Source organism: Sphingomonas sp. PvP056 (assembly GCF_040549155.1).
Lineage (GTDB): Bacteria > Pseudomonadota > Alphaproteobacteria > Sphingomonadales > Sphingomonadaceae > Sphingomonas.
Genome location: NZ_JBEPST010000007.1, coordinates 14,306 through 37,909 on the forward strand (window position 1 = coordinate 14,306; position 23,604 = coordinate 37,909).

Here is a 23,604-nt window from a genome sequence, read left to right on the forward strand (position 1 = left end):
TTCAACTTCACCGCCCAGAAGGACGCGTCGCGCAAAGCTCAACGCATCGAGTCCTGGTATCTCCCTTACGTCCAGTGCTGGTCGAGCACCTCTCGTATCGCCTTCTCCGCGTCTTCCCGCGAAGCTCCACTTTTATGTAACAGCGTCAGACGGACACCCTTGCGATCGGCGCTTTCGATCCGAAGAACAGCCTTCCCCCTAGACGACGAGATGGTCTGGACCGATCCTGACCTCTTGGGGGATCCTGACTTCTTGGGGGGGGGCGCAGCTGCGCTTAATGCCCGGATGATATCAAGGACAGCCATCGGGGTTCCGGTGTCGATCTGCCGCTTCCTTAGCGTTGCCGCCTCCTGAAACACCCTGGCTCTCTTTTCCTCTGGCTTCAGTAGTGGCTTCAAAGCGATCACGTTTCGGATCGTAAGCGACTGCGGCTCCAGGAATGCCGCCATTAAGGCCTCGGGCAGGCGCGCCAGATCAAGATACCGAGTCAGCCAGCTTTCACTAACGTTGATCCTCTCCGCCATCGTCTTCTGGCGCCCACCATAATATGCGTCGAGCGCCCGGAGATAATCGCGCGCGCGCTCAAGGTCGGTAAGATCGTCGCGCGCTCGGTTTTCGATGTCAGCCAGCCGAAACGCTTCCTCATCGCCGATTTCTCGAATGTCGACGAGGAATTTGAAGTCTGGATAGTTGTGCGACCGGAGCCAGCTGATCGTCCAGTGGCGGCGCGCTCCGCAGATTACCTCGAAGTCGCAATCCGGATCGCCCGAAACGCGGCGGACGATGGCTGGCATCTCCTGCCGACCCTGCGCCTTGATGCTCTCGATCAAATCTTCGCAGCGTTGCTCGTTCAGCAACCCATATTCGCGATTATGGCCGGACCACATGCGACAGCGTGCTGGATCGACCAGTTCGTGGGTCCGGGTGATCACGGCACCCGAAGCGAGTTCCGCAATTCGGTTGCTTCGCCCCGTGAGGACATTGTTTGCGATCCCGCTACGTCTCGGCGCGGCCTCATTGCTGAGGTCGATTCCGGCAGCTAGATCGGCTGCAAATCCACTGTTCTTCCCGCTCATGCGGCCCTCCGGTTCTCGCAAATTGCACGCGTGCAATTTCGCGTTTTCACGCCAGTGCCTCCTGGCGCAAGCGGGCACGATGGCTTGGCCACATCGACCGCACATCCACCTCGATTTCCTGATTTACACCGTCGAGATAGGCGAGGCATCGGTTACGAACCTGCGAGCTGGTGGCTGGCCCGTCTAACTCATAGACCGTCATTAATCGCGCCGTAGCGTTGTCGATTTCGGCGGAATCCTTTAGCGGCGTGCGGATCATGGCATGCCCGAAAAGGGTTCGCATGAGGTTGAGCAGTTCTTTCTGCATCGACTTGTTCTCGTCGACCTTCGACGCGACAAACCGAAGGAACTGCAGATCGGGAGCTAGGCCGCGTTCCGTCAGCTGTTCGATCGTCTCGTCGAGCATCGACAGAAATGCTGCGGTTGAGGAAAAGTCCATCACCGTCGGCGGCACCGGCACAATGAGTGCATTGGCGGCGCGAAGGACTGAAAGCGAGATAGCGCCGAGCGCGGGGGGCGGGTCCATCACGATCACGTCGAACCTATCCGAAATGCTGTCGATGCCTACCCTCAGGCGATCGAGCAGTTCGCCGCTGCCACGTGCCATCCTCGCTGCCAGTTCGTATTCAGAGTTGAACAACCGCAAATTAGCCGGAATTAGCTCAAGTCCGTCGAAGTGCGTTTTGCGCAGCGCGTAATCGAGCGATGTCCGCTCCTCTTCCCGCAGGAACGGATAGAGCGTGTCATCCTCCGTAAGATCCAGATCGGGGACATACCCAAAAAGTGTTGTCGCGGACGCCTGGCTGTCGCAGTCAATCAATGCGACGCGATACCCGTGAATTGCCAGGTACTGGGCAAGGTGGACCGCGAGTGTCGATTTCCCGACGCCGCCCTTGAAGTTCTGGACCGCAACGACGCAGCACGGATCTTCAGCGGTGCGATAAGGCCGCGTCCCGAACACCCCCCGCATGTCGTTAATCTGAGCAAGCGTGTATCGCTCCCGCCGGTTATTCTCGCCGCGCACAGGCTCTGGAAGCCGACCATCTTTTTCGGCATCTCGGATTGCAGCGGCCGTTCGCCCCACCAGCTCGGCGGCCTTGCTTATGGTAAATGTGGGTTCGCGTCGATCACCAGCACGAGCACTCCGCGCAGAATCCCGGAGCTTCTCGAGCACCGACGACGTGCGGGCAGCGAGTGTCGCCACCGACACTAAGTCTTGGGCGCCCTCAATATCCAATGCCGATGTCACATGCCCGCCTTTTTGAAATTTGGGGCATGGTGCGCTTACTTGCGCTTTTTTGTCAATAAACTTAAAAATTGCGAAAGCTGATGTGGCGAGAAATGCACTTCTGGTCGGCTCTGGAGGCTATCCTGACCTTTTGGGGGCAAACGAAATTGCACGCGTGCAATTTTTACGAAGCCCTGCCCCGCCGAGTAACCCAACCCTCACAAAATCCCGTCCAAGCTTTCAGCAATTTTGCTCCTCGAACCTTCTCAATCCGATCGCCCATTTGCTGTCTGAAGCCGTCTGCGATCAGATCGATGTCCCAGCCCCCGCCGTCGTGCCGGGCAATCGCCGCAAGCTCCTCTGCTCCAAATCGGATTGATCCCGACGGAAAGATGAGCTCAGCCGACTTCGCTGGAACGGGGGCCGGCTTCTGCTCTGCGATGGCAGGCACGATCGTCGTCATCACTTCGACCGTTCCATCCCGCCGCTGTCGACGCCCACCGGAATGGCGTTCGAGCTCATCGACGGTGGCGATGAGCGCTGGTGTGTCCTTCGGTTCAAACCGGAATTCGATCTCCACTACGGTCCGACCCTGCCTGATCTCCCGCCACTCGACGCGGAAATGCGCAAGCTGATCAATCTCAGCCTTTGCTTTCTCAAGTACCTTCCGTCGAAGCTGCGCAAAATCGGTGTAAACTTCGGGAGGTATGCCGAGAGCAGCGCGCAGCGCGGTCATATCCCCGCGCCATGTTGCCTGCCTGCGATGCAGCCGAAGCGCCCCCAGTTCATAAAGCTTTAGCGCATAGTTCGAGCGAAAACCGAGGACTGCCTGACGGTTCAGGACCGCATAAGTCTCGGATGCCTGAATTAGTTTTCTAGCATCAGCGGTAAATTCCCATTCAATCCACCCGGCCTCGCCCTCCTCCTCTGTTTCTTCCCGCGATCGGGAAATGAGAGAGAACAGGGTGGTGGCCTTCTTCCCGCGCCATGATCGGTCATCGACAGCAAACAGTGTCCGATGGAGTTCCTGGAGCATGTCCGTGATCCGCTCATTGCCTTTATGGCCGCGGCGAATGTCGGCCTTTCGCATTCGGTGTGGCTTGTCTTCCCAAGCATCCCCGCCTGCTGTTAAAATCATCAAAGCCAGTAATCGCGATGCCGTAAGGCTCAGCGATTCGCCTTTGACGAACTTCACCTCGATGATGTTGCCCGGCTTTGCGAACTCGTCGCCGCCTTTAGCGCGCAATGCCGCAGCCACGCGCATCGAACGGCCCGGAAGCGGCTCCTCGGTGGCCTCCTCGACTACAACAACACTTTCACTATCGCCGGCTTCCATGCCATAACACGATCAGAATCAGAGGTCAGAGGCGTGATTGCTGCCTGACCTGACCTCCACCGTCAAGTCAGGTCAGGACGTTTTTGAATTCAGCATCCCCCAAGTGGTCAGGATAATGACGGTGTCAGATCTGGAAAAGCCATATTAAAGTCACGAGTCGCGACGAGCGTGCGTCCTTGTTGCTGAAACTGTCGATTTTGCGAAATTTGTCGCCGAAACTGGGATCGGAAAACCGATCGGAACGCGATATTTCCGCTGCCCCCAAATGGTCAGGATAACCCCAATCAGTCAGGAAGCTTCCCCCGCCAGGACAGGATGTAGCCCCCAATCGGTCAGCGAAACTCCCCCGCAAGGTCAGGCCACTTCTCGTATGCTACTGAGACTACGCCGTTTTTCGGCCGCGAATTAGAATCTATTGAATCATGAATCCTTCCGCTGCGAGCAGCGTCGTTTTATAGAGTGATTCTTACGAACAAGAGAGTGATCGAGCTGGCCATCGATCGATCCCATACTGCTCGCCCTGGCTACGCCCTAAGGCTTGTGCGCGTGTCGATGATGCTCAAGTGGCCGCGATCGGAGGGCTCGAGCAGCATACCGTTCATACGCTCTTCGCCGAGGTGCAGTTCGAGGAGGGGCTACCGCCAACCTGCGGATTGAATTGTCGCGACGACTTGCCGCGGAGCTCTGCCGAGCCGATCAAGCCGCCTGAGGCACTTGCGCAGTGGCCGATCCTTAGGCTTAACCGCGGCGGCGAGATGCTCTGCAACAAGCTGGGTATCCATGACGCCGCCAACCTGACGAAGGCGCAATATCGGGTCACAAGCGAGAAGATAACCCAAGCTACGAGGCTGCGAGTCGTGCTCGGTGCACAAGGCTATCGTCAGCTCAGTGCGCACATCTTACAGTATCTGTATAACTGGACTGGAGAAACCGGCTCGGTCCACACTTTTAGACCAGGGACTTTCTTCGCGCGCGCAATTCATCCATCGCGATCTCGAACAGCGCTTCGAGACTTTTGTAGGCAGGGGCCTGCTAGAAGGCACCGACCTGGAGATATTCGCGGACAGAGTGGCCGAACAACTTGTAGAGTTGAACTCCATCCATTTTTTCCGCGAACGTCGTCGTTGCAACCAAGCCGATTCGGCTTGTCACCATGTCGAGCGCTGAGAGCAACGTGAACGGCTCGAACTAGGTGAAGGTGTGGCTTTGCTTCAGCACGCCGGGCGGACGCTTGATCTCCGCTTAGCATATTCCGCCCATTTCGGTGACTGGCACGCCCGGTCCGTTCAAGCCAATTGGTCCGGGTATACCGCCAGAGCATGCCGGCTTTCACGCTGCACTCGAACGGCTAACCAGGCGCGAAGAAGAAGAGATTTACTCAGCTGCGCAGCGGCTCTTGTCCGAATTGCACTAACGCCCTTTCGCGTTGAAACGATAACGGGGCCGGAACCGATAGCAGCGGTCCCGACCCCGTCGATCGAAGGATCCCCCGTCGAAACGGTGGATAGACAGGCTCAACGCGTTAGCGACGATCCCGGTCCACCACCCCCCGTTATACGGTTCATCCTCAATTTCCCATGAACGAGCCGTTCCGGCCGTTCCACTCGCCATACGGCACGCCACCCGAGAACTTCACCCGAAGGACATCAACCCCGAAGGGACATCAACATGACCGTCATTGCACTCTCGGCTCATCGCAGTTCGCTCGCGTCATTCGAGAACGCCTACGCCGTCGCCATTCAGCTTCGCGAAAATACTGGAGTCGACCAGTTTGTGGTCCGCACCGACAATCCCATCCAGCCCTTTTGTGTCTCCCGGTGCCGGCCACATCACCCGAAGAGTCTTCTCGCCCTGGTCGCCTGACCAGGTTTCCGTTGTCAGCCTGCGCTCGACACATTGGTTATGATCTGCGGGGCCGTGCGGCCTTCACACAGGTCAGCGTTCGTCGCGTACAGCACCGGTAGCTTCTGCTCGCGCATAACGTTGCACATCCGGCCACGACGATACGTCAAGCTCTGCAGCCAGGCCAACTCGGTGATCGCCTGCTCGATCGGCGTGTCGTACAGCAGATACCAAAGGCGCATCTGGTACGGGTTCTTATCGCGCAGGATCTCCTCGATATCCTTGTAGCCTTCACCGTATCCCGTCGTGTTGCGGACGTCGCTCGCGAGCGCGGTAAACGCCTCCTGCAACTCCGTGATCGCGAGATAAGCGACGTCGAGGCCGATGCCGACCGTGGCGCCTGCAAGCACCCTGCGATCGACCGACACCTGCGGATCGCCGTTGTCGTCCTTCTCGTTGTTGTTCAGCACGTCGAGCAGCGGCAGGTCGTAATCGTACCCCCGCATCATGTCCTGGACCTTCATCATATTCTCCTTCGGGTGAGGCCTCGGACTTCCTCCGACCGTCACGCGCCCGGTTTCATGGCCGCATGACGAACATTGACAAATCCGCCACCTGCGGCAATGTCTGTACGTCACGACAAATAAGGTCAACCCGAAATGCAAACTTTTTCCAGTCGCGACTTCAATCGCGAACCGGGGCGCATCAAGCGCGCGGCCGTGGACGGTCCCGTCATCATCACCGAGCGCGGTCGGCCGATCATCGCGGTGATGCCGTTCGCCGAATATGAGCGGCTGAAGGCACCCCCCGGCAACATCCTCGACTCGCTGGACATGGACGAGGTCGGCGACATCGAGGTCGACTTCACGCGACCGCAATCCATCCCGCGGCCGGCAGTATTTGACTGATGTACCTGCTCGACACCAACGTCCTGTCCGAGCTGCGCAAACGTCGCAGCGGAAAGATCAATCCGGCCGTGGAAGTATGGGCGGGCAGCGTCGATCAGGCCGACATGTACCTCTCGGTCATTACGATCATGGAGGTCGAGCTTGGCATCGCGCTTCTTGAACGACGCGATGCCAGGCAGGCCGGCGTGTTACGGCTTTGGCTTCACGAGAAGGTTATGCAAGCGTTCTCCGGTCGCGTTCTGCCTGTAGACACGACAATCGCCCTGCGCTGCGCGCGGCTGCACGTCCCGGAAACCAAAAGCGAGCGCGACGCGTGGATCGCGGCGACGGGGCTTGCGCATGATCTGACAGTCGTCACCCGAAACATCGGGGACTTTACGGGAACCGGCGTGACGCTCCTCGACCCCTGGACCTTCGCCGACTGAACAACACCACTCCGAGATGCGCAGACCCAAGGGTTGCGACGCGGATCCGGCGCACGATTTCGGAAGCGTTCATCAAAAGCCATCTAATCTCGATCAAGGTATTGGAGGTTTGATGACTGACGCGCTTCCGGACTCCCCTTTTGCCGATCGGCAGCCGGTTGATGTACCGCTGAGCCTGATGAAGATGGCACTGGCGTTGCTTGACCAAGAAGTTGGGGCGACGCTCGCTGAAGCTCGCCTCGCGGAGGCCATCGAAGCAAGGAGTCGAGATATGAGAGGAAAAGGGCATCAGCAATAATAACTGGCCCGTTTTGCCGGCTGTCGTGTTCTGTCTAAATGACAACCTCCACAGTCCCCTATGCGCTTGCGGTCGATGACGACCCTTTCATCCTCATGGATGTCACGACTATTCTCGAAGATGCAGGCTTCCGCACATATGAGGCGGATGACGGCGATGCTGCGATCGCTATGCTCCCGGAGTACGCCCACACCATCACCCTGCTCTTCTCGGACGTCGACATGCCGGGCGACACGAACGGGTTCACGCTCGCCCATCACGTCGCTGAAAACTATCCCTGGATCGAGATCGTCATTGGTAGCGGTCATCTTCAACCGAAAGAGGGTGACCTTCCCGAGAAGGCGACGTTCGTCTCGAAGCCGTTCAATGCGCAGATGATCCATGGCCATCTTCGCGAGACCCTGCCCGACGGCAAGCTACCAGATCCGCTAAAAACGGCCGTTTAAAGACGACGATGCGGGCCTACTCGTCGTCGGTGTCCATGGTGGCAGCTACGCCGCGGGCTTCGAGGGCGGCGTTCAACTGACGCCTGATGCTCATGCCGTTCAGGTGGCTGAATACGCCTTGATAGCCTTCAGCAGTCAGGCGTTCGCGGATATCGCTCACCGAACGACAGGCCCCCTGCTTCGCCAACTGAAATGCTCGCTCAATCGTGCCGATACGCGTGTCGCTCATGTCCCTCCGGATGGCCGATTCATCGTGCGGGTCGCAACGGTCAGCCAAAACGGGATATCGCTCGAAAAATATGGCGTTCAACCCCGTTAGCGGTTGCAAAACGGTGTTCGCACTTGCAGCATAGGGACGCCTTTCAGGCATCCTCTCCTAGAAACTCTCCGGGCCGGCTCACGCTGGCCCTTTTTTTGTCTGCCGAACGCAACCGCAATTGCTTGATAAGGACACGTCGTTCGCGCTCAATCTGGGTTTTCATCATCGCCCAGATATCGCGGGCTACGGAGCAATAGCCTGCCCAGTCGGCTTCGATTGACGCATAGGTCCACTTCGCAATGTGCGCATTCGACATCAGCCGTTTTGCGGTCAAGGCGACCAGGAGGTCGGATAGCGCGCTTCGCAGATCTGTATTCGCGTCCTCGAGCAATGCAGGTACGACTGTCTCACTTACAAACTGTGATCGGGACAGGCTGGCATTGGTGAGGCTCTGCCTATCCCTGGCCAGCGCGTCGCTGCCGGGGTGCGCCGCTGCGCAGTGCCGTTCGATTTTGGCAATCCCGTCGATGATCCTTCGGTGATGCTCCTCCAACGTGTGTAGCATCTCGTCGTAGTTCATATGGATGGTCCTTCCCGGTCGCGAGCATTGCTTGTTGCTGTCATGGACACCCACGATCTGACGCCGCGGTTGCGCATTATACGGAGTATTATCAGTACCTTACAACGGCCTAGACTGAAGGTCTGGTCCTACCCCCTGACGTGTCCCCTGCCCTCTTTTAACACGTCATTCCTCAAACGCGCGAAGCCGGCAGGAGACTCATAAAAACGCTTCCGAAACGAAGAAATGGTCAGGGTCGATGACGCACTGAATGAAGCCGTTCGGTCGCTCGAAGTTCGGCGCGATCCGGTCGACGGGGTGGCCCGCGGTTAGCGTGGTGGTACGGTGCTGTCAGTTGCCTAAGCGATCGTTCGCCGCACTGGAAAAGCTCAGCATGTCCTGGCTGGGGACAAATGAGACCAGCAGTCTCTACTGAGTGTACTTGCTACGCGGCTCGGGCGTTGTTTTATGAACGTCATCTGGTGAATAATAACCTGCGGGCGCATTAGGATCTGACTTCTTGAAGCTGCCGCGGCGCGGGTTCAGGACCGCCTTGCCTTCAGAACGACTGGTGACGACGGTATCGGGCTGACTGCTTTGGCCCGTCGATCCCGATGGTTCGCGACCACACGCGGCCAAGGTCAACGCGGCCAGCATAGCTGCAGCTGACGTTACATAAATCATCTTGGATTCTGCCATGGTCGATCCTTCAACTTGCTTAGGCGCTGGACGTACGCGTCACCTCAACATCAGGGAAACTATCTGTTCGCCGCAGGTGGTCAAGGAAGAGCAGTAAGGGTTGGGACATCCCGCCCAAGGGGGCGGGACCGTTCAATAGTCGCCAAGAGGCTCCCCGAGCCCCGCGAAGAGCGGGTCTCGGCCCTTCGGGTACAATCACTTGTCGGGCTCCCGGAACGGCCCCAGAGCGGCTCGATCGCCATGTTCGCGGATGGTGTGGGGCGAAGGTTGTGCGTCGTCTCTCACGTCGTGCCCAGGACCGCGATCACCGCAGGCAGCCTACGGCTGTGGAATCATGCGCTAGGCGCATGATGTGTTCTTTGTGGGCCTGTGTTCTCATCGCACCCTTCGCCGTCTCTCAGTGTCTCGGCGCGCCAGACCCGTCCGGCGGGGTCGGCGTCAAAATTGCCCGCAAGCGGGCAATGATTTTTGTTTGATTGGAAGACGCCTTAACAAGAATACCGGGCCTAAAGGCCCTACGGTTTCCCCGCCGCTGCGCGTCGCGGAGCCTCCGTCATTCATGTTGACCCCGCCGGCCGTGCCTGCCTCTTGAGCCCCTGCGAGGACGGCTCCGGGTGCGATGAGAACAAAGGCCGGGCCTTGCCCATCAGAACGGTAGGAACAGAATAGCCCGCTACCGCGGTCTATGCGTCTTTGATTTGTTATTTACGCCCCCTAGTCGGGGGCTCTTTTATGCTCGGACTCACCGTGTACGATGACTAAGCGTCAAGTAATCAATTCGTTTGGCTAAATAGAGGGGAGGGGGTAAAAAGAAGATGCCGGAGGGGAAAGGCCCCAAGCACCGGCAATAGGGGGATAGGCCCCCGCCTAGATGGAGTTATTACTATGAACATCGGTCAGTTCAAGAACGCCAGCGGTCAGCTTGTTGGTTCGATCGCAACCGCGACTATCGACCTCCCGCGCCTTGGCCTTCGTCCCGTCGAGAGCAACAACGAACGCGCCCCGGTTTTCGAGATCGTCACCCTAAACGTCGCCCGTCGCTGGGTTCAGATCGGCGCACTGTGGCAGCTGACCAGCAACTCGACCGGCGAGGTTTTCTATCAGGGCAAGCTGGACGACCCGAGCCTTTCCGAGCCGTTGCAGATCACGCTTTTCGGCAACAACGAAGAAGGCTTCCGCGTCGTCTGGAACCGCGCGCAGCCCCGCCGCGAGAACATGGACGGCACCCGCCAAAGCCGCCGCAAAGCAGCCGATGACGGTTTCGGCAACGGCAACGCTACCGACAACGGCCAGCTTGCCGAGCCGCAGAACGACGAAATCCCCGCGTTCTAACACACCGACCAAGACGGGCGGGGAGAGCGGCTGAAACGCTCCCCCGACCCTAAACCGCCATCCCTGCCAAAGGTTAGCACCATGACCAAGAAAACGACCTCCCCGCGCTTTAACAGCTTTTCCGAAACGGGCGAAGCGTTGAACGGCACCGACGCCAGCACGGACACCACGCCCGCCACGGAAACCGCCAGCGACGACGCCAGCGACCCGCGCGCGGCAGAGATCGCCGATAGCCACGCCGAGGAAACGGCGACCACCAATTTTCAGGATGCTTTCGGCGACGTTGGCGCGCTTTCCATTGTCGAGCTTGGCGGCGAGCGTCAGGAACTCGACATGCCCGAGCCGCTCGAGGCGCAGCACGATTGCGCGGCGATCATGGCGACCCTTTTCGACCTGTTCCGCGATACCCGCCTAGAAGCGAGCGCACAGGCGATTGCATGGGGGTTCGTCAACTCGTTCCACTTCGAGGCGCTGAAGCTGGAACGCGAAGAAGATACGCTTTGCCGCGACCTTGGCGAGATGACGCGCCGCTATGATCCGTCGGAAATCTACGCAACGGAAATGGAGGAATTGCAGCTTCGCGCGCAGACCATGACCGAGCGCCGCGCCGCCATCGAATGCATGCGCGACTATGCCGCCGATTGCTACCGCGCGCAGTCGGGCCACCCATGGTCCCCCGCGCGCGGATCGAAGGTTTCGAGCGGAGGCACCGCGAGCCAGATTGCCGCCCTCGACTTCCTGAAGGCCCGCGCGCAAGACCACCGCGAGAAGCGCAACCCGACCGGCCCGCTTGTCGTCTTTTCGGGCGGTCAAGAGTGGCACGACTTCCAGCAGCTTTGGGACCGCCTCGACCAGATCAAGGCCCGCGTGCCCCATATGACGCTTTGCACCACCGCACAGCGCAAGGGGTGCGATATGATCGCGGCAGCATGGGCCGCGAGCCGTGGCGTGACCGTGGTTGCCTTCACCCCACAGACGGGCCGCTATGGCAACCGCGCCGGGTTCGTCCGCAACGAGCAGCTTGCAAAGCTGGCACCCGTCGAAGCGATCGTTTGTCAGGGTTCCGGGCTGCAATCGAACCTGTTGCAGGTGCTGAAAAACGCCCGCGTCCCGACCCACGCTTTCCGCATCGACGGACAGGCACCCGCCCCCACCGCAACCAAGCGGCAGGCGATCAGCTAACCCCATCGGGCGGCGCAGCCCAGAACGCGCCGCCCCTCCCCTTTCCTTGGCAGGAATGACTAGGCCAGCGACGGGCGAAACCCCGGCGCTGGCCCTTTTCTGTTGCCGTCGCATGTGGGGGGAACCCTACGGTTCCCCCCACGCCAGGCGATCGGCCGCGCGGCATCCTTGGCACGGCCCCGTCGGGCCGCGCCTGGACGCCGCACGACCGATCGCCTTCCCCCCTCCGGTAATGCGCTGCAGCCAGCTTGTCCGAGTGGGCGCGAGCTGCCCGATCTTCGCGAACGCGGCCAGCGCGTCCCGGGCTCGCTCGCATCGGTCCGGCCCCGTCGGGCCTCCCCTGGCTACGCCTCGACCGGGAAAGCGCCGGTGCGGGCATCGAGCCCGCCCCGGCGCTGCTGCCGCGGTCGAGATACTGGCCTCCAGCCGTTCGACCTGAACCGCCAAACTCTGACCGCCCCGGCCTCGCTCGCTCGCATCGGTCAGGCCCTTCAGCCTGCCCTTCGCTACGCCTCGGCCGGGGAAGCGCCAGTGCGGGCATCGAGCCCGCCCTGGCGCTGCTGCCGCGGGGGAAATCTATCTCAAGATCTTCCAAGTCTGTCGGCCGGATCGGCGAGCGTCAAGGACGGCAGGGTCCCACCATTTTCTACGAAAAATCGTTGCCCCTACCGCCGCTAACGCGGCCGCTTCGCGGTCCCTGACCCTCACCAATCCGGCCGACGGTCGGACTTCGTCATGATGACCAGAGGAGGACGAAATGCAGGTCGCGTTGTTCAGAGCACTGAAATCGGCTAATATCGACGACGAGGCAGCTGCAAAGGCAGTCGTCGTCGTCGAGGAGCAGATCGACATGGCCGTGGGTCGCGCAATTGAGCCGTTGAAGCAGCAAATCGCCGGGCTCGAGCTCAAACTCGATCAGCGGATCGCGGGACTTGAAGGGAAGTTCGATCAACGGATTGCCGGACTGGAGGTCAAGCTGGAAAGCGGCCTCAAAGGCATGCAGACATCGATCGACGGGCTCAAATGGTACATCATCGGGCTTGGCTCGCTGATGACTGGCGCGATCGCGGTTGGAGCAGCGCTCACGGCTTACGCTCAGTTCATTAAATGACCTCGGGAGGGGCTACGGCTCCTCCCCTCACCGTCTCACGACTATAGGGCCATCCGGGCGACCGGGTGGCCCTTTTTGGTGCGCTATTATGCGGCCCTGCTCGACCGGCTCGCTCGCGTCGGTTCGGCCCCTACGGGCCTCCCTTGCTACGCATCGGCCGGGGACGCGCCAGTGCGGGCATCGAACCCGCCCCGGCGCTGCTGCCGCGCCCCTCCGATCAAGCCGTTTTCCCTGCCCGATACGCCTCGTTCGCCTACGCGCAGCGGTCCTTCGGCCGCGCACTGGCTACGCCTCGCCGATCGGACTGGTGTGCGTGGTCGCCGGCGTCCCGCATCCTCACCGGAGAGGAGGGAGGGAAGAGTTTGCGGTTTCAATGAAGGAGGTCAGCATGACCATCACATTCCGCGTCGAAGACGGCCGTTCGATCACACCGCCATGCGCTGCCGTAATCACCCCTGACCAGTTGGCAGCGTTCCGCGATATGCTTGCCGAACAGGCGTTGCGCTTGGGCTTTGCGCTGCTCCTACCTGTCTACGGCGTGACGGGTGATCCGTGGTTCGAGTTCGATGCGCGTGTCTGTCATCTGTCGCTGGCAACGGTCGCTCGATGCTTCGATCACGATCCCTCCGTGATCGCGATTCTGGACGAGGCGCAGTTCCTTGGTCGACGGGTCCGGATCGCTCAAACCGACCGGGCGCGCGACATAGAGATGCGGTTGTCACTGAACCCCGATGCGGCCCCGGAAATCGTGATGGCGAACCCGGCCGCGCTCACGCTGTTGGAGGGCCTTGGCATCGATCGAGCGATCGCCGGAATGGTCCCAATGACAGAGCTGCGGCAGCGCCTGATGGACCCGCGGATCCGGCGACGCCTCGATGCCGATCCGGGGATGGCGGATTGCGTTGAGACGCTATCCAAAATGGCGGCACTGAAGCCCATCGACGGCGAGTATCTGCTGGCTTGGATCTGATCGCCCGCCACACCGAGACAAGATGCAAGGGACGCCCAGCCTAACGGCTAGTGCGTCCCTTTTTTTGCTTGATACCGCCAAGCCGGCTTCGCCGCTTTCCGGCTGGAAACAGAATGGCCGCACAGGTAGCAAACCCGTGCGGCCATTGAAGCGGGCCTCGGCCTCGAAACGTCGCCGGCTTACGCCGTCAGCCGCTTCTCGACCTCATCCACGCCCAGCGTCTTCACCGCCTCCATAATCCGCTCCAGTCGATCCAGTGGGAGCTTGAGCAACCCTACCTTCTCGACCTTATCGATCGCCGTATCCCGCAGCTTCTTCAGATGCGCCTTTCGACGGTCTGCTAGCTTGCGTTCCTCGGCCTCGATCGCGGCCATTTCAGCGTCCAGTGACTTCGCCATATTCTTGCCTTTTGGTCAGGCTGATCGGGCTCTGAACAACCCGGTATAACCGCCACTCGAGCGATAGAAAAGACGGAGACCAAGGCTCTCAGCGTCACCCACGGAGACCCCGATGACGATCAACGAAAAACGAACCCAAGACACCCGCGCGGAGCGCAGGATAGGACAACCTTTCCGCCAGCATGGCGGGGCCTTTTCCCGTGGATCCCCGGACGACCTTCACATCGAACCGGACGCACGAGGAGATCAGAGCAACAATGATGGATCGGGACTACAGTGGAGCACACCTTACGCAAGCTACGCTTGCAGAATGGAAAAAAAGTCAACAAAATTAATGGCGAGTTGCTCAGAAGCGGCTTGCAGTTTGGGGCGTGGCGATGGCCAATTGGTCCCCAAAAACTCAACGTTTCCCGTCGTTTGCGAACCTGTTTTGGCCCCTTCTGATGGCTATTTGGTCCCCAATGCCTCCAGAGCTGAAAAACGGGCACTACTAGACGGTAATTTTGCTCGCAAAAATCATCCGGCCCGCCCTTCAGAATATGTCATCTGGGACGCCGAGCTTGCCGGGTTCGGCCTCCGTATCCGACCAAGTGGACATGCTTTCTGGACAGTGCGGCTTCGCCATCGCGGTAAGCAGCGCCGCGTCACGCTTGGTCGTGTTGAAGACGTCGAGGCGACGTTCGCCCGTGCCAAAGCGCGCCGCCTGCTAGCCGAGGTGGCGCTCGACGGCTTGCCCAAGCATAGGTCGGTGAAGGCCACACCGACGTTGTCTGCCTTCGTCGAAACCTACTGGAACGACATTGCCCGTTACTGGAAACCTTCGACCGCCAAGCGCAACCACGCTGCCTGGCGGCGCGACCTCGCGCCGGTCTTTGGCGCAACGCGGGTCGCCGAGGTGTTGCCAGCCGATGTGATCCGCTGGCGCGACGATTGTGCGGGGTGCGCCGAGACCCGCTTCAATCGGGCGGTGCCGGTGCTGGCCAGTCTTCTGAAATATGCCGAGGCGCTCCATTTCCGGCGCAAGGGTTCGAACCCTTGTCGGGGCCTCCCCCGCTACCCCCGCGAGCCAAAAGAGCGCTTTCTTTCGCCGCTGGAATATCGCCGACTGGGCGCGTCGCTTCGGGACGCGGAAGCGACCCACCCGGCGCAGGTCGCGATCGTCAGGCTGCTGCTCTACACGGGCGCGCGGGTCGGAGAGATCCGCGACCTACGTTGGGCGTGGGTGCAACCGCCCCGTCTGGCGTTGCCCGATAGCAAAACAGGCGCGAAGACTATCTGGCTGAACAGTCAGGCGATGGCCATTCTGGACGCCTTGCCCCGCCGTGAAGATTGCTCTCTGGTGTTCCCAGACAGAACCGGCAAAGCGCCTGTCGCCGTCGTCAGCTGGTGGACGGCACTGCGTCAGCGGTGTTCGATGCCCGACCTTCGCATTCATGACCTGCGGCACAGCTTCGCATCCACCGCTATTATGGACAACGTCCCCCTCGCTACGATCGGCAAACTGCTTGGTCACGTGCTGCCGGAGACCAGCGCCCGGTACGCGCACCTTGCAGACGACGTCATTGGGGATGCCGCACAGCGGGTCTCTGGCGCGCTGGCTCAAGCGATGGGGCTGCGGGCATGACCGCGCTGGCACTCAAAAGGATCGTGCGCGAATCGTTGGCCGAAGTTGGGATATCCTTTGAATATCCATATCCCTATCGATCCGACACCAAGGCTCGGTCGACGACCTGGTTCGAGCATGAGCGCGGCTTTGGTTTGCGTCTCTACCCCACTGGGCGCGAGGTCTACATCGTCCAGACCCGCATGGCTGGGCGCCTCCGCACGATCACGATCGCACCCAGAACGATCATTAGCCAGCACCAGGCGCTGACGATTGCACGGCGCGTGATCGCCTATGCACAGGTTGGTCATGATCCGGCGACCGATCGCGACCGCATCCGCTCCGCGCCACGCTTCGATAATTTCGTCGACGAATATTGGCGGCGCTGGTCGGCGCAGTGGAAGGCGTCCACTCTTGCGACGCACGGCGTGTACCGCCGGCTCTATCTCGACCATGCCTTCCCTGGCATTTTCATCGATGAGTTGAACGAGTCTCATGTCACCCAGTGGTTCGCCACGCTCAATGACGAGACCGGACCGGGGGCTGCCAACCGCTGCCTGACCATCCTCGCCAACATGCTGACCAAGGCAGAAAGCTGGGGCTATCGTCTTGAGAACACCAATCCATGCCGGACCGTTCGTCCTAACCGGAAGTACCGTTGCGAGCGCTTTCTGTCATCCGCTGAGTTAGAGCGGCTGGGCGAAGTGCTGGCAGAGGATCGAGCCGGAGAGGACAAGCTTAAGGCGGTTGTCGCGTCGGCGGTGACCCTCTTGCTGCTGACGGGGTGTCGTTCGGGCGAGGTGGCCGGCCTGCAATGGTCGGACGTCAAGGGCAACCGGCTGAAGCTGCGCGACAGTAAGACAGGGCCGCGCACCGTTTGGCTGGGTGATCAAGCCCGTGCGGTGATCGCCGCCCTGCCACGCCAGCGGGGCGTGGCGTGGCTGTTTTGGAACCCGGTGCTGTGCAAGCCGGTACTGCGCATCGGCAATCACTGGCCGTCGATCCGCAACCGAGCTGGGCTGCCGGGGGTTCGAGTTCATGACCTTCGGCACACGTTCGCGAGTCACGCGGCGATGAATAGGGAAACACTGCCGATGATTGGTCGCTTGCTCGGACACCGCAACACTCAATCGACCTCGCGCTATGCGCACCTCGATGACAATCATGTCCTCGGTGCAGCGGAACAAATCGGAACAGCGATCGAGCGGATGATCGCCTGATCCTACCAGCTACTAAGGTATGGTTAAATCGCCGATCAAATAACCGACGCAAAGGTACCAAATAGTACCAATTTCATGACTACCCCTTGGTACCAACAAGAATGCTAAATCGGCTAGACTAACGCACCGTCTGTTGAAGGTCGCGGTCGCGCATTCGTAGATGATGACAACGTCTTCAAACAACGGGCAGGATTTGCGCACCAGAACCGACCAAAGAACTAGAGCATTCCTAATCGCGGAAGCGTGCTGCCAAAACCCAGCCGTCCCGCTCCGACCACCCCATGCTCGACGTCGCATGGGGTGGGCTGATTCGTCAGAACATTGGTGGGAAAGCTGCTGATCAGTCCCCCCATTCGGTCCGTACGAACGCTTCGATTTTGGCCGCGCGGTTTTGAACCGCCTCCTTATTCCACTTCAAACCACCTTCGATGTCTCGACCAACGGCCATCGTGGCGTTCATACCGCATTCGACGTACCGCGACGCCTTATCCTCAGGAGGTTTGTCCTTGAGCGACGAGTTCACGCCGGGAGGAAGCATCGTCAGATTGCCGAGACTGTGCACATATCCCTTGCCTGAACTCTGCGACATAATGTGCTCAATCGACTTGGCTGGATCGGTCGCCCACACCTTGGCCCACTGAGATTCATTTATCTTCACGCCATTTTCCGACGCAAGATGCTCCTCGTACCTGAAGAGCAGGTATCGGACCTCCTCGTTGTAACCGCCGTACCATTCGTCCCAGGTGTTCTCGTCGATGATGTCATCGATGTCGAAGCCCTCGGCTAGTTCGGCGAGAGATTCTAGAATATTGTTAGCGTCCATTTGGTTCTTCAGCACGTCGTATCCGAGGCGGATATAGTCGCCAACCTTCGTCCGGCTGTCCTTCCCAGCGAGAGTGAAGATACGGAACGTAACCCTCTCCCAAGCTCCGAGAAGCATCCGCTCGGTCTGCTCGTCGAAGCCCCGCAGCATGATGGCGATAGCTAGGAACCTGGCCTGACCGATCCGCGTCACGGCCGCTCTCCGTTGATCGCTGTGTAGGTCTACAACCTTCGAGACGACCAGCTTGAGCCAAGCAGCCGCCTTGACGATCGTCGCCAGCTTGGTTCCTGCTGCCTTTAGCAGCGCAGCTGACGCATCCTGCTCGCTGAGAACGCGGTTAGGCCGCGCCTCTTCCGACCATGTGCCGGCGAACCGAAGGGCTTCGTCGCCCAAGCCATCATCAAGACCGAGCTTGCGATAGACGTCCTTCCAGATGTTCTGCATCTCGTGAAGGCCATCGGACCGGGATCCCTTGTCGACGTATTCGTAGATCGAAGCCAGCAGCTGGCTCTTGGTTTTGTCGATCCACCGGACATCAAGGCCACGGCTGTTGAGGACTTCGAACACCCTGTACACAGTGCCTTCGTCGTCGAGCTCGTGGTAAATCATGGACAGCTTGTGGCGGATTGTAGCGACCAGCTCGACCAGCGTGCCGACGTCATTCCACTTCGCCACGAACGCCTCACACTCAACCGCGGCATTGACGACGTTCCCGTCCGCGGCCGTGACGATCGAGTCCTTCCTGATCTCGCCATCCCGGACATAGCTGGCGAATACGTCGCTGCTGTCGTGGTTGGTCTGAAGGAGAACAAGATTATGGTCGTCTCCCTTGACCAACAGCCGGCGAAGATCGTCGCGGACCTTGCCTTCGATCTGATCGTCAGCGTGGAGCGCCTTCTCGATCGCCTTAATTAGGATGACGAGCGTCGTGATCCGCTGCTGTCCGTCGACCAATTCGACCACGCTGAACTCGTCGGCGTCAATTGATCTGGTGTCGCGCGCGAGACCTACAACGGTCGCCATGAAGTGGTCGCGGCCCGTCCGGTGCACCTCCCGGATATCCTCGAACAGATCAGCTCGTTGACGCTGCTGCCAGGAATACGCGCGTTGATAGTCCGGAATGCGGAACAACCTGCTCTGCATGAGTTTGGCGACAGTGAAATGCTGGGGATTGAGCCGCATTGATACCTCTGGCTGTGAAAGATAACCGCCTAGCTCTCGCAGATAATTTGTCGTCAGAACACCTCGTTGCGCCACGATATAGCAACCGATCATGGGAGGGAGCAGCGGCTTGATGGGGCGGTCGCGCGATTCCGGCAAAGAGCGGCGCAGCGAGAGATCTAAAGCGTCCGGCTTATCGGATTTCCGGTTGGAACAGATCGACATCATCCTTGCGCACCTTCCGTACTTCCGGTAGCTAGGAAGCATGGGGGACGACGTCGATATTTTGGTAGCCGCAGGTAAGGCGCTCTACGGGGAGCGCTGGCGGAGTTCGATTGCGCGTGACCTGGCCACAACGGACAGGAGCATCCGAAACTGGATGAGCCGTGTGCACCCCATGCCTGTTCATGCCCGAACCAAACTTGAGGCACTGCTCGTCGAGCGTGCCCAGCTTATCAGGATCGTTCTCGAGACGATCAGGGCTTGATCGTGGACACCGAGATCAACATTTCAGCGTTGGCCGAGCGTACACATGACCTGCTTGCAGATCTACGCCATGCCGCGCCTCGTCCCCTTCTGATTACAGGTGGAAGCGCTTCCGAGCGCAACGCTCTTGCAAACGCCTTGTGTGTCTTATTCGGTAGCCAACCGGTTATCGTGGGAATGCAGCTTGCTATGATCTTGGGCGAGCTCGACCACAAACCCCGGGTGCAGGACGTCCTTGATGCGATCGATTTGATCGTCGCCTCAGCAGGACCAAATCCTGTTCTGACCCGGATTGAGGGACTCTTCTCTCCTGCGGTTCCGCTCAACGCAGTCGACGCTCTGGTGCGCATGTCGCGACAAAATCCGATCTGTGCCGTCTGGCCCGGACGAGTAGATTACAACCGGCTGCGATACGCGCAGCTCGGTCATCCTGAATGTGTGAATGAGGACGCATCGCGTGCCGTCATCATCGATTTGACGAAAGAGAACGGGGGCTTGAAGTGAAGTACGGGGATCTAATCCAATTTGATCCGATTGAGTCGGTCATCCAGCTTCTGCATGCCAATGAACCCACGGCAGCAGAGAAGCTGATTGCATCGTACGTGATCTCGCCAGAGATGGCCGCGCAGATCGCAGACATAATCATGCCGCAAATCGGCTTCGGTGCTGATGTGGACCATAAGGGCATGATGATCATCGGCAATTATGGGACTGGCAAATCCCATCTGATGTCGGTCCTCTCGTCTATTGCAGAGGACGCGGGATATCTTCCGCTGATCAACAACGACCGGGTTCGAGACGCTGCTGCACCGATCGCCGGCAAATTGAAAGTTCATCGCATCGAGGTAGCCGGCGAGATGTCACTGCGCGCGATCATCACGTCGCAGCTGGAGGAATTCCTCAGCGGGATCGGTGTAACGTACCAGTTCCCCTCGGTTGATAAAGTAGTCAACAACAAGAGGGGATTTGCCGCCATGATGGCGGCATTCGAGGAAAAGTACCCTGACCAAGGGATTCTCCTCGTCGTTGATGAGCTACTCGACTACCTGCGCGGTCGCAACGATCACCAGATTGTTCACGATCTTTCGCTCCTTCGTGAAATCGGCGAGTTGGCGAATGGAACCCGTTTCCGCTTCATGGCGGGTATCCAGGAGACGATCTTCGAAGGTGGCCGCTTCTCGCACATGGCGGACAGTCTGCTCCGCGTGAAGGATCGATTCCGCCAAATTCAGATCGGTCGGCAGGACATCAGCTTCGTTGTATCCGAACGCCTGCTACGCAAGGACGCCGATCAGTCTGCCGCCATCCGGGCGCACCTTGAGCCGTTCGCCAAGTACTACGAAAACATGGCGGAGAGAATGGACCAGTTCGTTCGCCTCTTCCCCGTACATCCCGACTATTTGCGCGTCTTCGAGAACATCAAATTCGCCGAGAAGCGGAGTGCTCTCTCGACGCTCTCAAAGGTGATCCGTGATCGGATGGAGCAGGACGTTCCTACTGATGCGCCCGGCCTGATTACGTACGACACTTTCTGGCAGGAGATCAGCGGGAACGCCGCGCTCCGTGCCGATCACGATGTCGGCCAGGTCGTAAGCCGCTCCGGGGTTCTCAGCGAGAAGATCGACAGCAGTTGGCCGGCAAGGAAGGCTTCATTCAAGCCAATGGCCACGCGCCTAATTGCCGGTCTTTCGGTCCATCGGCTCACGACAGATGATGTCCATGTAGCTATCGGGGTCACGCCGTCCCAGCTACGCGACCAACTTTCCCTCTTCCATCCCCTCGTCGCGGACATCGGCACTGAGGAAGCAGCGTCGGACCTCCTCGGATTCGTGGAAACCACGCTTGCCGAGATCATGAGGACGGCAAACGGGCAGTTCATCAGCCGCTCACCGGACAGTGAACAGTACTATCTCGATCTGAAGAAGGACATCGACTACGATGCCCAGGTCGCCAAGCGCGCAGAGACCTTAGACGACAGCGATCTCGACAAGGCTTACTACAGCGCCATTCTCAACCTCATGGAGCGTGTCGACGACGATGCGCACGTGCCCGGCCATCGCATCTGGCAGCACGATCTAGAATGGAACGAGCGTCGTGTAGACCGTAGCGGCTACCTCTTTCTTGGCTCGCCCAACGATCGGCCTACCGCTCAGCCAGACAGAGACTTCTACGTCTACTTCCTCCAGCCTTTCGCGACGCCGAACTTCAAGGACGAGGCGAAGGAGGACGAGGTTTTCTTCCGACTCGCAGACAGGGACGACGCCCTAGTCGCGATCCTGCGAACTTACTGGGCCGCACGCGACTGGGCACAGTTGACCAGCGGCCCGTCAAAGGATGTGTACGCACAGAAGCGGGAAGAAGCGCTTCGGGCGATGCAGCGCTGGTTACGCGAGCACCAATCGACCGCCTTCCAGGTCTCATACCGTGGCAAAACGAAGCCAATGCAGGACTGGCTCAAGGGAGTGGATGTGCGTGATCGCGCGCATCTGCGGAGCGACCAGACCCTAAACTTCCGAGACATGGCGAACGTCGTAGCCGGTGTCTGCCTCGCACCACACTTCGCCGAGACATACCCCGATTACCCGACATTCAGTACCATCGTTACCCAGAACAATCGGCGGGCATCGTGCATCGCTGCGCTGAAGACCCTCGCTGGTGGCGGACGCACCAAGGACGGCAACAAGATCCTGGACGCGCTCAAGCTGATGGACGGCGACAGCATCGACACATCAGGTTCGCTCTACGCCAGCGCTCTTCTGGACATGCTGCGCGCCAAGCCTGCGGGGCAGGTGCTGAACCGATCAGAGATATTTGAGGGCGACGCTGCCGTCGAGATGTTCAAGCCGGGACTGTACGGTATCGAACACGATCTCGTAGCCGTAGTGATCGGAGCCCTCGTCGCAAGTGGCGACCTGGTCCTTTCATTGCCAGGAACCAAGATCGACTCCAGTAGCATTGGAAAATTAGCGGATCACAATCTCGACGACCTGATCAACTTCAAGCACATCGAGCGTCCTAAGGACGTTGACGTGGGTGTCCTCCGGCAGGTCTTCGAATTGTTCGGCTTGCCTACGGGTGGCGCGCAGCTCGCTGCCGGCGGGGATGAGACGGCGATTCGCCAGATCGTCGATCGTGCCGCAACCGCGGCGAAGGATGGCCTCATACTCGCCTCCGGCACCAAGGAGAAGCTCACCTTCTGGGGGCAGGCGATCCTGCGGGACGACGAGATTGAGTTCGCCCGCAAGGAAATGGATGCCGTCCGCACCTTCTCGGAGACGATCGCCCGCTACGATACCGCCGGAAAACTCAAGAACCTACGGCTCACTGCCGAAGAGGTTGCAGAACAGAAGCCGCGGATGGCGACGTTCCGTCGGGTCGGCGCCATCGCGTCACGGCTAGATGGCCTCGCGTCTATGGCCGCATACCTCGCTAACGCCGAACTAGGCCTGCCCAACGATGACTCCTGGGTGGCCGAAGCACGTAAGGCTCGCGAAGAAATCGCCTCTGATCTGAGCGGAGAGTTGGACGATGCTAAGGCGACCAAAATCCGCCAGCGACTCCAACAGATCAAAGCGTCGTACATCGACCACTATCTCGCGCGTCACGCGAAGGCACGTATCGGTCTTGAGGATCTCAAGACCAAGCAAAGCCTGATAAACGACGAGCGCCGCAAGGCGCTGCGTCTGCTCCGCTCGGTCCCGATCCTGCCTGGTCACGAGATCGACCGGTTCGACGACCGGATAGGCGCGCTCCAGAGCTGCGAGGGCATAGTGGCGAGCGATCTATCCGCCTCCCCATTCTGCCCGAACTGCAGTTATCGCCCCGCCAGGGAAGAGCTGCCGCTCGCGCCCCCGAAGGCGATGTTGTCGCAGTTCGACGCCGACCTCGACGGTATGCTGAAAAGCTGGGCAGGCAAGCTCCGCGAGCAGTTCGACGATCCGATCACCGGCGCTGAAGGCATCGACATGGCACCGTCTAGCCAGCGTGACCGTATCCGCGGGTTTGCAGACGGAGCTGAGCTTCCGATGCCGCTGGATTCGGACTTTGTCGCCGCCATGCGCGACGCATTGTCCGGCCTCGTTCGCGAAGAACTAACGGCAGCCCAGCTTGCTGCAGCTCTCTTGGATGGTGGCTCGCCAGTAACGGCTGAAGAACTTCGAGCGCGCTTCGAAAAGCTGCTCGAGACCCATGTCAAAGGCAAAGACATCTCGAAGGTCCGTTTCGTGGTGAAGGTGAACTGAA

23 protein-coding genes are annotated in these 23,604 nt (G+C 59.6%); 14 read left to right on the top strand and 9 right to left on the bottom strand.

All coding sequences use genetic code 11. The features are described 5' to 3' along the window. Positions 1-65: 65 nt before the first annotated feature. The 3 genes from ABIC17_RS15855 to ABIC17_RS15865 all read right to left on the bottom strand — a co-directional run bounded on the left by ABIC17_RS15855 (position 66) and on the right by ABIC17_RS15865 (position 3,568). Entirely contained in the window at positions 66-1,076 is a 1,011-nt protein-coding gene (locus ABIC17_RS15855) for a ParB/RepB/Spo0J family partition protein (RefSeq protein WP_354283407.1), read from the bottom strand. Between the two features lie 46 nt (positions 1,077-1,122). After that, complete coding sequence (locus ABIC17_RS15860) at positions 1,123-2,325, bottom strand: AAA family ATPase (RefSeq protein WP_354283409.1); 1,203 nt, start codon at positions 2,323-2,325, stop codon at positions 1,123-1,125. A gap of 163 nt (positions 2,326-2,488) precedes the next feature. Further along, a complete protein-coding gene (locus ABIC17_RS15865) occupies positions 2,489-3,568 on the bottom strand; it encodes a replication initiation protein (protein ID WP_354283854.1) in 1,080 nt (359 codons plus the stop codon). A 1,740-nt stretch (positions 3,569-5,308) separates the two neighbouring features. Between ABIC17_RS15865 and ABIC17_RS15870 the strand changes: the two genes are divergently transcribed. Continuing rightward, positions 5,309-5,503, top strand: coding sequence for a hypothetical protein (locus ABIC17_RS15870; RefSeq protein ID WP_354283410.1), 195 nt, complete (start codon positions 5,309-5,311; stop codon positions 5,501-5,503). A gap of 14 nt (positions 5,504-5,517) precedes the next feature. On the opposite strand, the gene ABIC17_RS15875 is transcribed toward ABIC17_RS15870, so the two are convergent. Next, complete coding sequence (locus ABIC17_RS15875) at positions 5,518-6,009, bottom strand: hypothetical protein (RefSeq protein WP_354283412.1); 492 nt, start codon at positions 6,007-6,009, stop codon at positions 5,518-5,520. 132 nt (positions 6,010-6,141) lie between these two features. On the opposite strand from ABIC17_RS15875, the gene ABIC17_RS15880 reads away from it, so the two are divergent. The 4 genes from ABIC17_RS15880 (at position 6,142) to ABIC17_RS15895 (ending at position 7,559) form a co-directional block, all read left to right on the top strand. Further along, positions 6,142-6,390, top strand: coding sequence for a type II toxin-antitoxin system Phd/YefM family antitoxin (locus ABIC17_RS15880; RefSeq protein ID WP_354283414.1), 249 nt, complete (start codon positions 6,142-6,144; stop codon positions 6,388-6,390). Further along, a complete protein-coding gene (locus ABIC17_RS15885; RefSeq protein ID WP_354283416.1) occupies positions 6,390-6,815 on the top strand; it encodes a type II toxin-antitoxin system VapC family toxin in 426 nt (141 codons plus the stop codon). The genes ABIC17_RS15880 and ABIC17_RS15885 overlap by 1 nt, the downstream gene beginning before the upstream one ends. Before the next feature lie 112 nt (positions 6,816-6,927). Then, complete coding sequence (locus ABIC17_RS15890) at positions 6,928-7,113, top strand: hypothetical protein (protein ID WP_354283418.1); 186 nt, start codon at positions 6,928-6,930, stop codon at positions 7,111-7,113. A gap of 38 nt (positions 7,114-7,151) precedes the next feature. Next, positions 7,152-7,559, top strand: coding sequence for a response regulator (locus ABIC17_RS15895; protein ID WP_353447062.1), 408 nt, complete (start codon positions 7,152-7,154; stop codon positions 7,557-7,559). A 16-nt stretch (positions 7,560-7,575) separates the two neighbouring features. On the opposite strand, the gene ABIC17_RS15900 is transcribed toward ABIC17_RS15895, so the two are convergent. The 3 genes from ABIC17_RS15900 to ABIC17_RS15910 form a co-directional block, all read right to left on the bottom strand. Beyond that, complete coding sequence (locus ABIC17_RS15900) at positions 7,576-7,788, bottom strand: hypothetical protein (RefSeq protein WP_354283420.1); 213 nt, start codon at positions 7,786-7,788, stop codon at positions 7,576-7,578. A 133-nt stretch (positions 7,789-7,921) separates the two neighbouring features. Beyond that, the gene (locus ABIC17_RS15905; protein WP_354283422.1) at positions 7,922-8,398 is read right to left on the bottom strand and encodes a hypothetical protein; all 477 of its coding nucleotides are present in this window, start codon (positions 8,396-8,398) and stop codon (positions 7,922-7,924) included. A gap of 408 nt (positions 8,399-8,806) precedes the next feature. Next, the gene (locus ABIC17_RS15910; RefSeq protein WP_354283424.1) at positions 8,807-9,076 is read right to left on the bottom strand and encodes a hypothetical protein; all 270 of its coding nucleotides are present in this window, start codon (positions 9,074-9,076) and stop codon (positions 8,807-8,809) included. Between the two features lie 885 nt (positions 9,077-9,961). On the opposite strand from ABIC17_RS15910, the gene ABIC17_RS15915 reads away from it, so the two are divergent. The 4 genes from ABIC17_RS15915 (at position 9,962) to ABIC17_RS15930 (ending at position 13,671) form a co-directional block, all read left to right on the top strand. Further along, positions 9,962-10,408 (top strand): DUF736 domain-containing protein, encoded by a 447-nt coding sequence (locus tag ABIC17_RS15915; RefSeq protein WP_332748094.1) that lies wholly within the window; start codon positions 9,962-9,964, stop codon positions 10,406-10,408. A gap of 81 nt (positions 10,409-10,489) precedes the next feature. After that, positions 10,490-11,590, top strand: coding sequence for a DUF2493 domain-containing protein (locus ABIC17_RS15920; protein WP_354283426.1), 1,101 nt, complete (start codon positions 10,490-10,492; stop codon positions 11,588-11,590). Positions 11,591-12,347: 757 nt separating this feature from the next. Further along, positions 12,348-12,701 carry a hypothetical protein gene (locus tag ABIC17_RS15925; protein WP_354283428.1) on the top strand — a complete coding sequence of 118 codons (354 nt, stop codon included), beginning with the start codon at positions 12,348-12,350 and terminating at the stop codon, positions 12,699-12,701. A 373-nt stretch (positions 12,702-13,074) separates the two neighbouring features. After that, positions 13,075-13,671 (top strand): hypothetical protein, encoded by a 597-nt coding sequence (locus tag ABIC17_RS15930; RefSeq protein WP_354283430.1) that lies wholly within the window; start codon positions 13,075-13,077, stop codon positions 13,669-13,671. Positions 13,672-13,850: 179 nt separating this feature from the next. Here the strand turns inward: ABIC17_RS15930 and ABIC17_RS15935 are convergent, their stop codons facing one another. Continuing rightward, on the bottom strand, positions 13,851-14,069 hold the full coding sequence (locus tag ABIC17_RS15935) for a hypothetical protein (protein WP_354283432.1): 219 nt from the start codon (positions 14,067-14,069) through the stop codon (positions 13,851-13,853). A gap of 112 nt (positions 14,070-14,181) precedes the next feature. Here ABIC17_RS15935 and ABIC17_RS15940 point away from each other — a divergent pair, with 112 nt between their 5' ends. Then, positions 14,182-15,693 carry a tyrosine-type recombinase/integrase gene (locus ABIC17_RS15940; protein WP_354283434.1) on the top strand — a complete coding sequence of 504 codons (1,512 nt, stop codon included), beginning with the start codon at positions 14,182-14,184 and terminating at the stop codon, positions 15,691-15,693. Continuing rightward, complete coding sequence (locus ABIC17_RS15945; RefSeq protein ID WP_354283436.1) at positions 15,690-16,892, top strand: tyrosine-type recombinase/integrase; 1,203 nt, start codon at positions 15,690-15,692, stop codon at positions 16,890-16,892. Before ABIC17_RS15940 ends, ABIC17_RS15945 begins: the two co-directional genes overlap by 4 nt. Before the next feature lie 340 nt (positions 16,893-17,232). Here the strand turns inward: ABIC17_RS15945 and ABIC17_RS15950 are convergent, their stop codons facing one another. Beyond that, the gene (locus tag ABIC17_RS15950; RefSeq protein WP_354283438.1) at positions 17,233-19,104 is read right to left on the bottom strand and encodes a DUF262 domain-containing protein; all 1,872 of its coding nucleotides are present in this window, start codon (positions 19,102-19,104) and stop codon (positions 17,233-17,235) included. 37 nt (positions 19,105-19,141) lie between these two features. Between ABIC17_RS15950 and ABIC17_RS15955 the strand changes: the two genes are divergently transcribed. The 3 genes from ABIC17_RS15955 to ABIC17_RS15965 are packed head-to-tail and all read left to right on the top strand — an operon-like array spanning position 19,142 to position 23,603. Further along, entirely contained in the window at positions 19,142-19,363 is a 222-nt protein-coding gene (locus ABIC17_RS15955) for a hypothetical protein (protein WP_354283440.1), read from the top strand. 2 nt (positions 19,364-19,365) lie between these two features. Further along, on the top strand, positions 19,366-19,866 hold the full coding sequence (gene brxF, locus ABIC17_RS15960; protein WP_354283442.1) for a BREX-3 system P-loop-containing protein BrxF: 501 nt from the start codon (positions 19,366-19,368) through the stop codon (positions 19,864-19,866). After that, positions 19,863-23,603 (top strand): DUF6079 family protein, encoded by a 3,741-nt coding sequence (locus ABIC17_RS15965; RefSeq protein ID WP_354283443.1) that lies wholly within the window; start codon positions 19,863-19,865, stop codon positions 23,601-23,603. The genes brxF and ABIC17_RS15965 overlap by 4 nt, the downstream gene beginning before the upstream one ends. The last annotated feature ends 1 nt before the right edge of the window (position 23,604 follow it).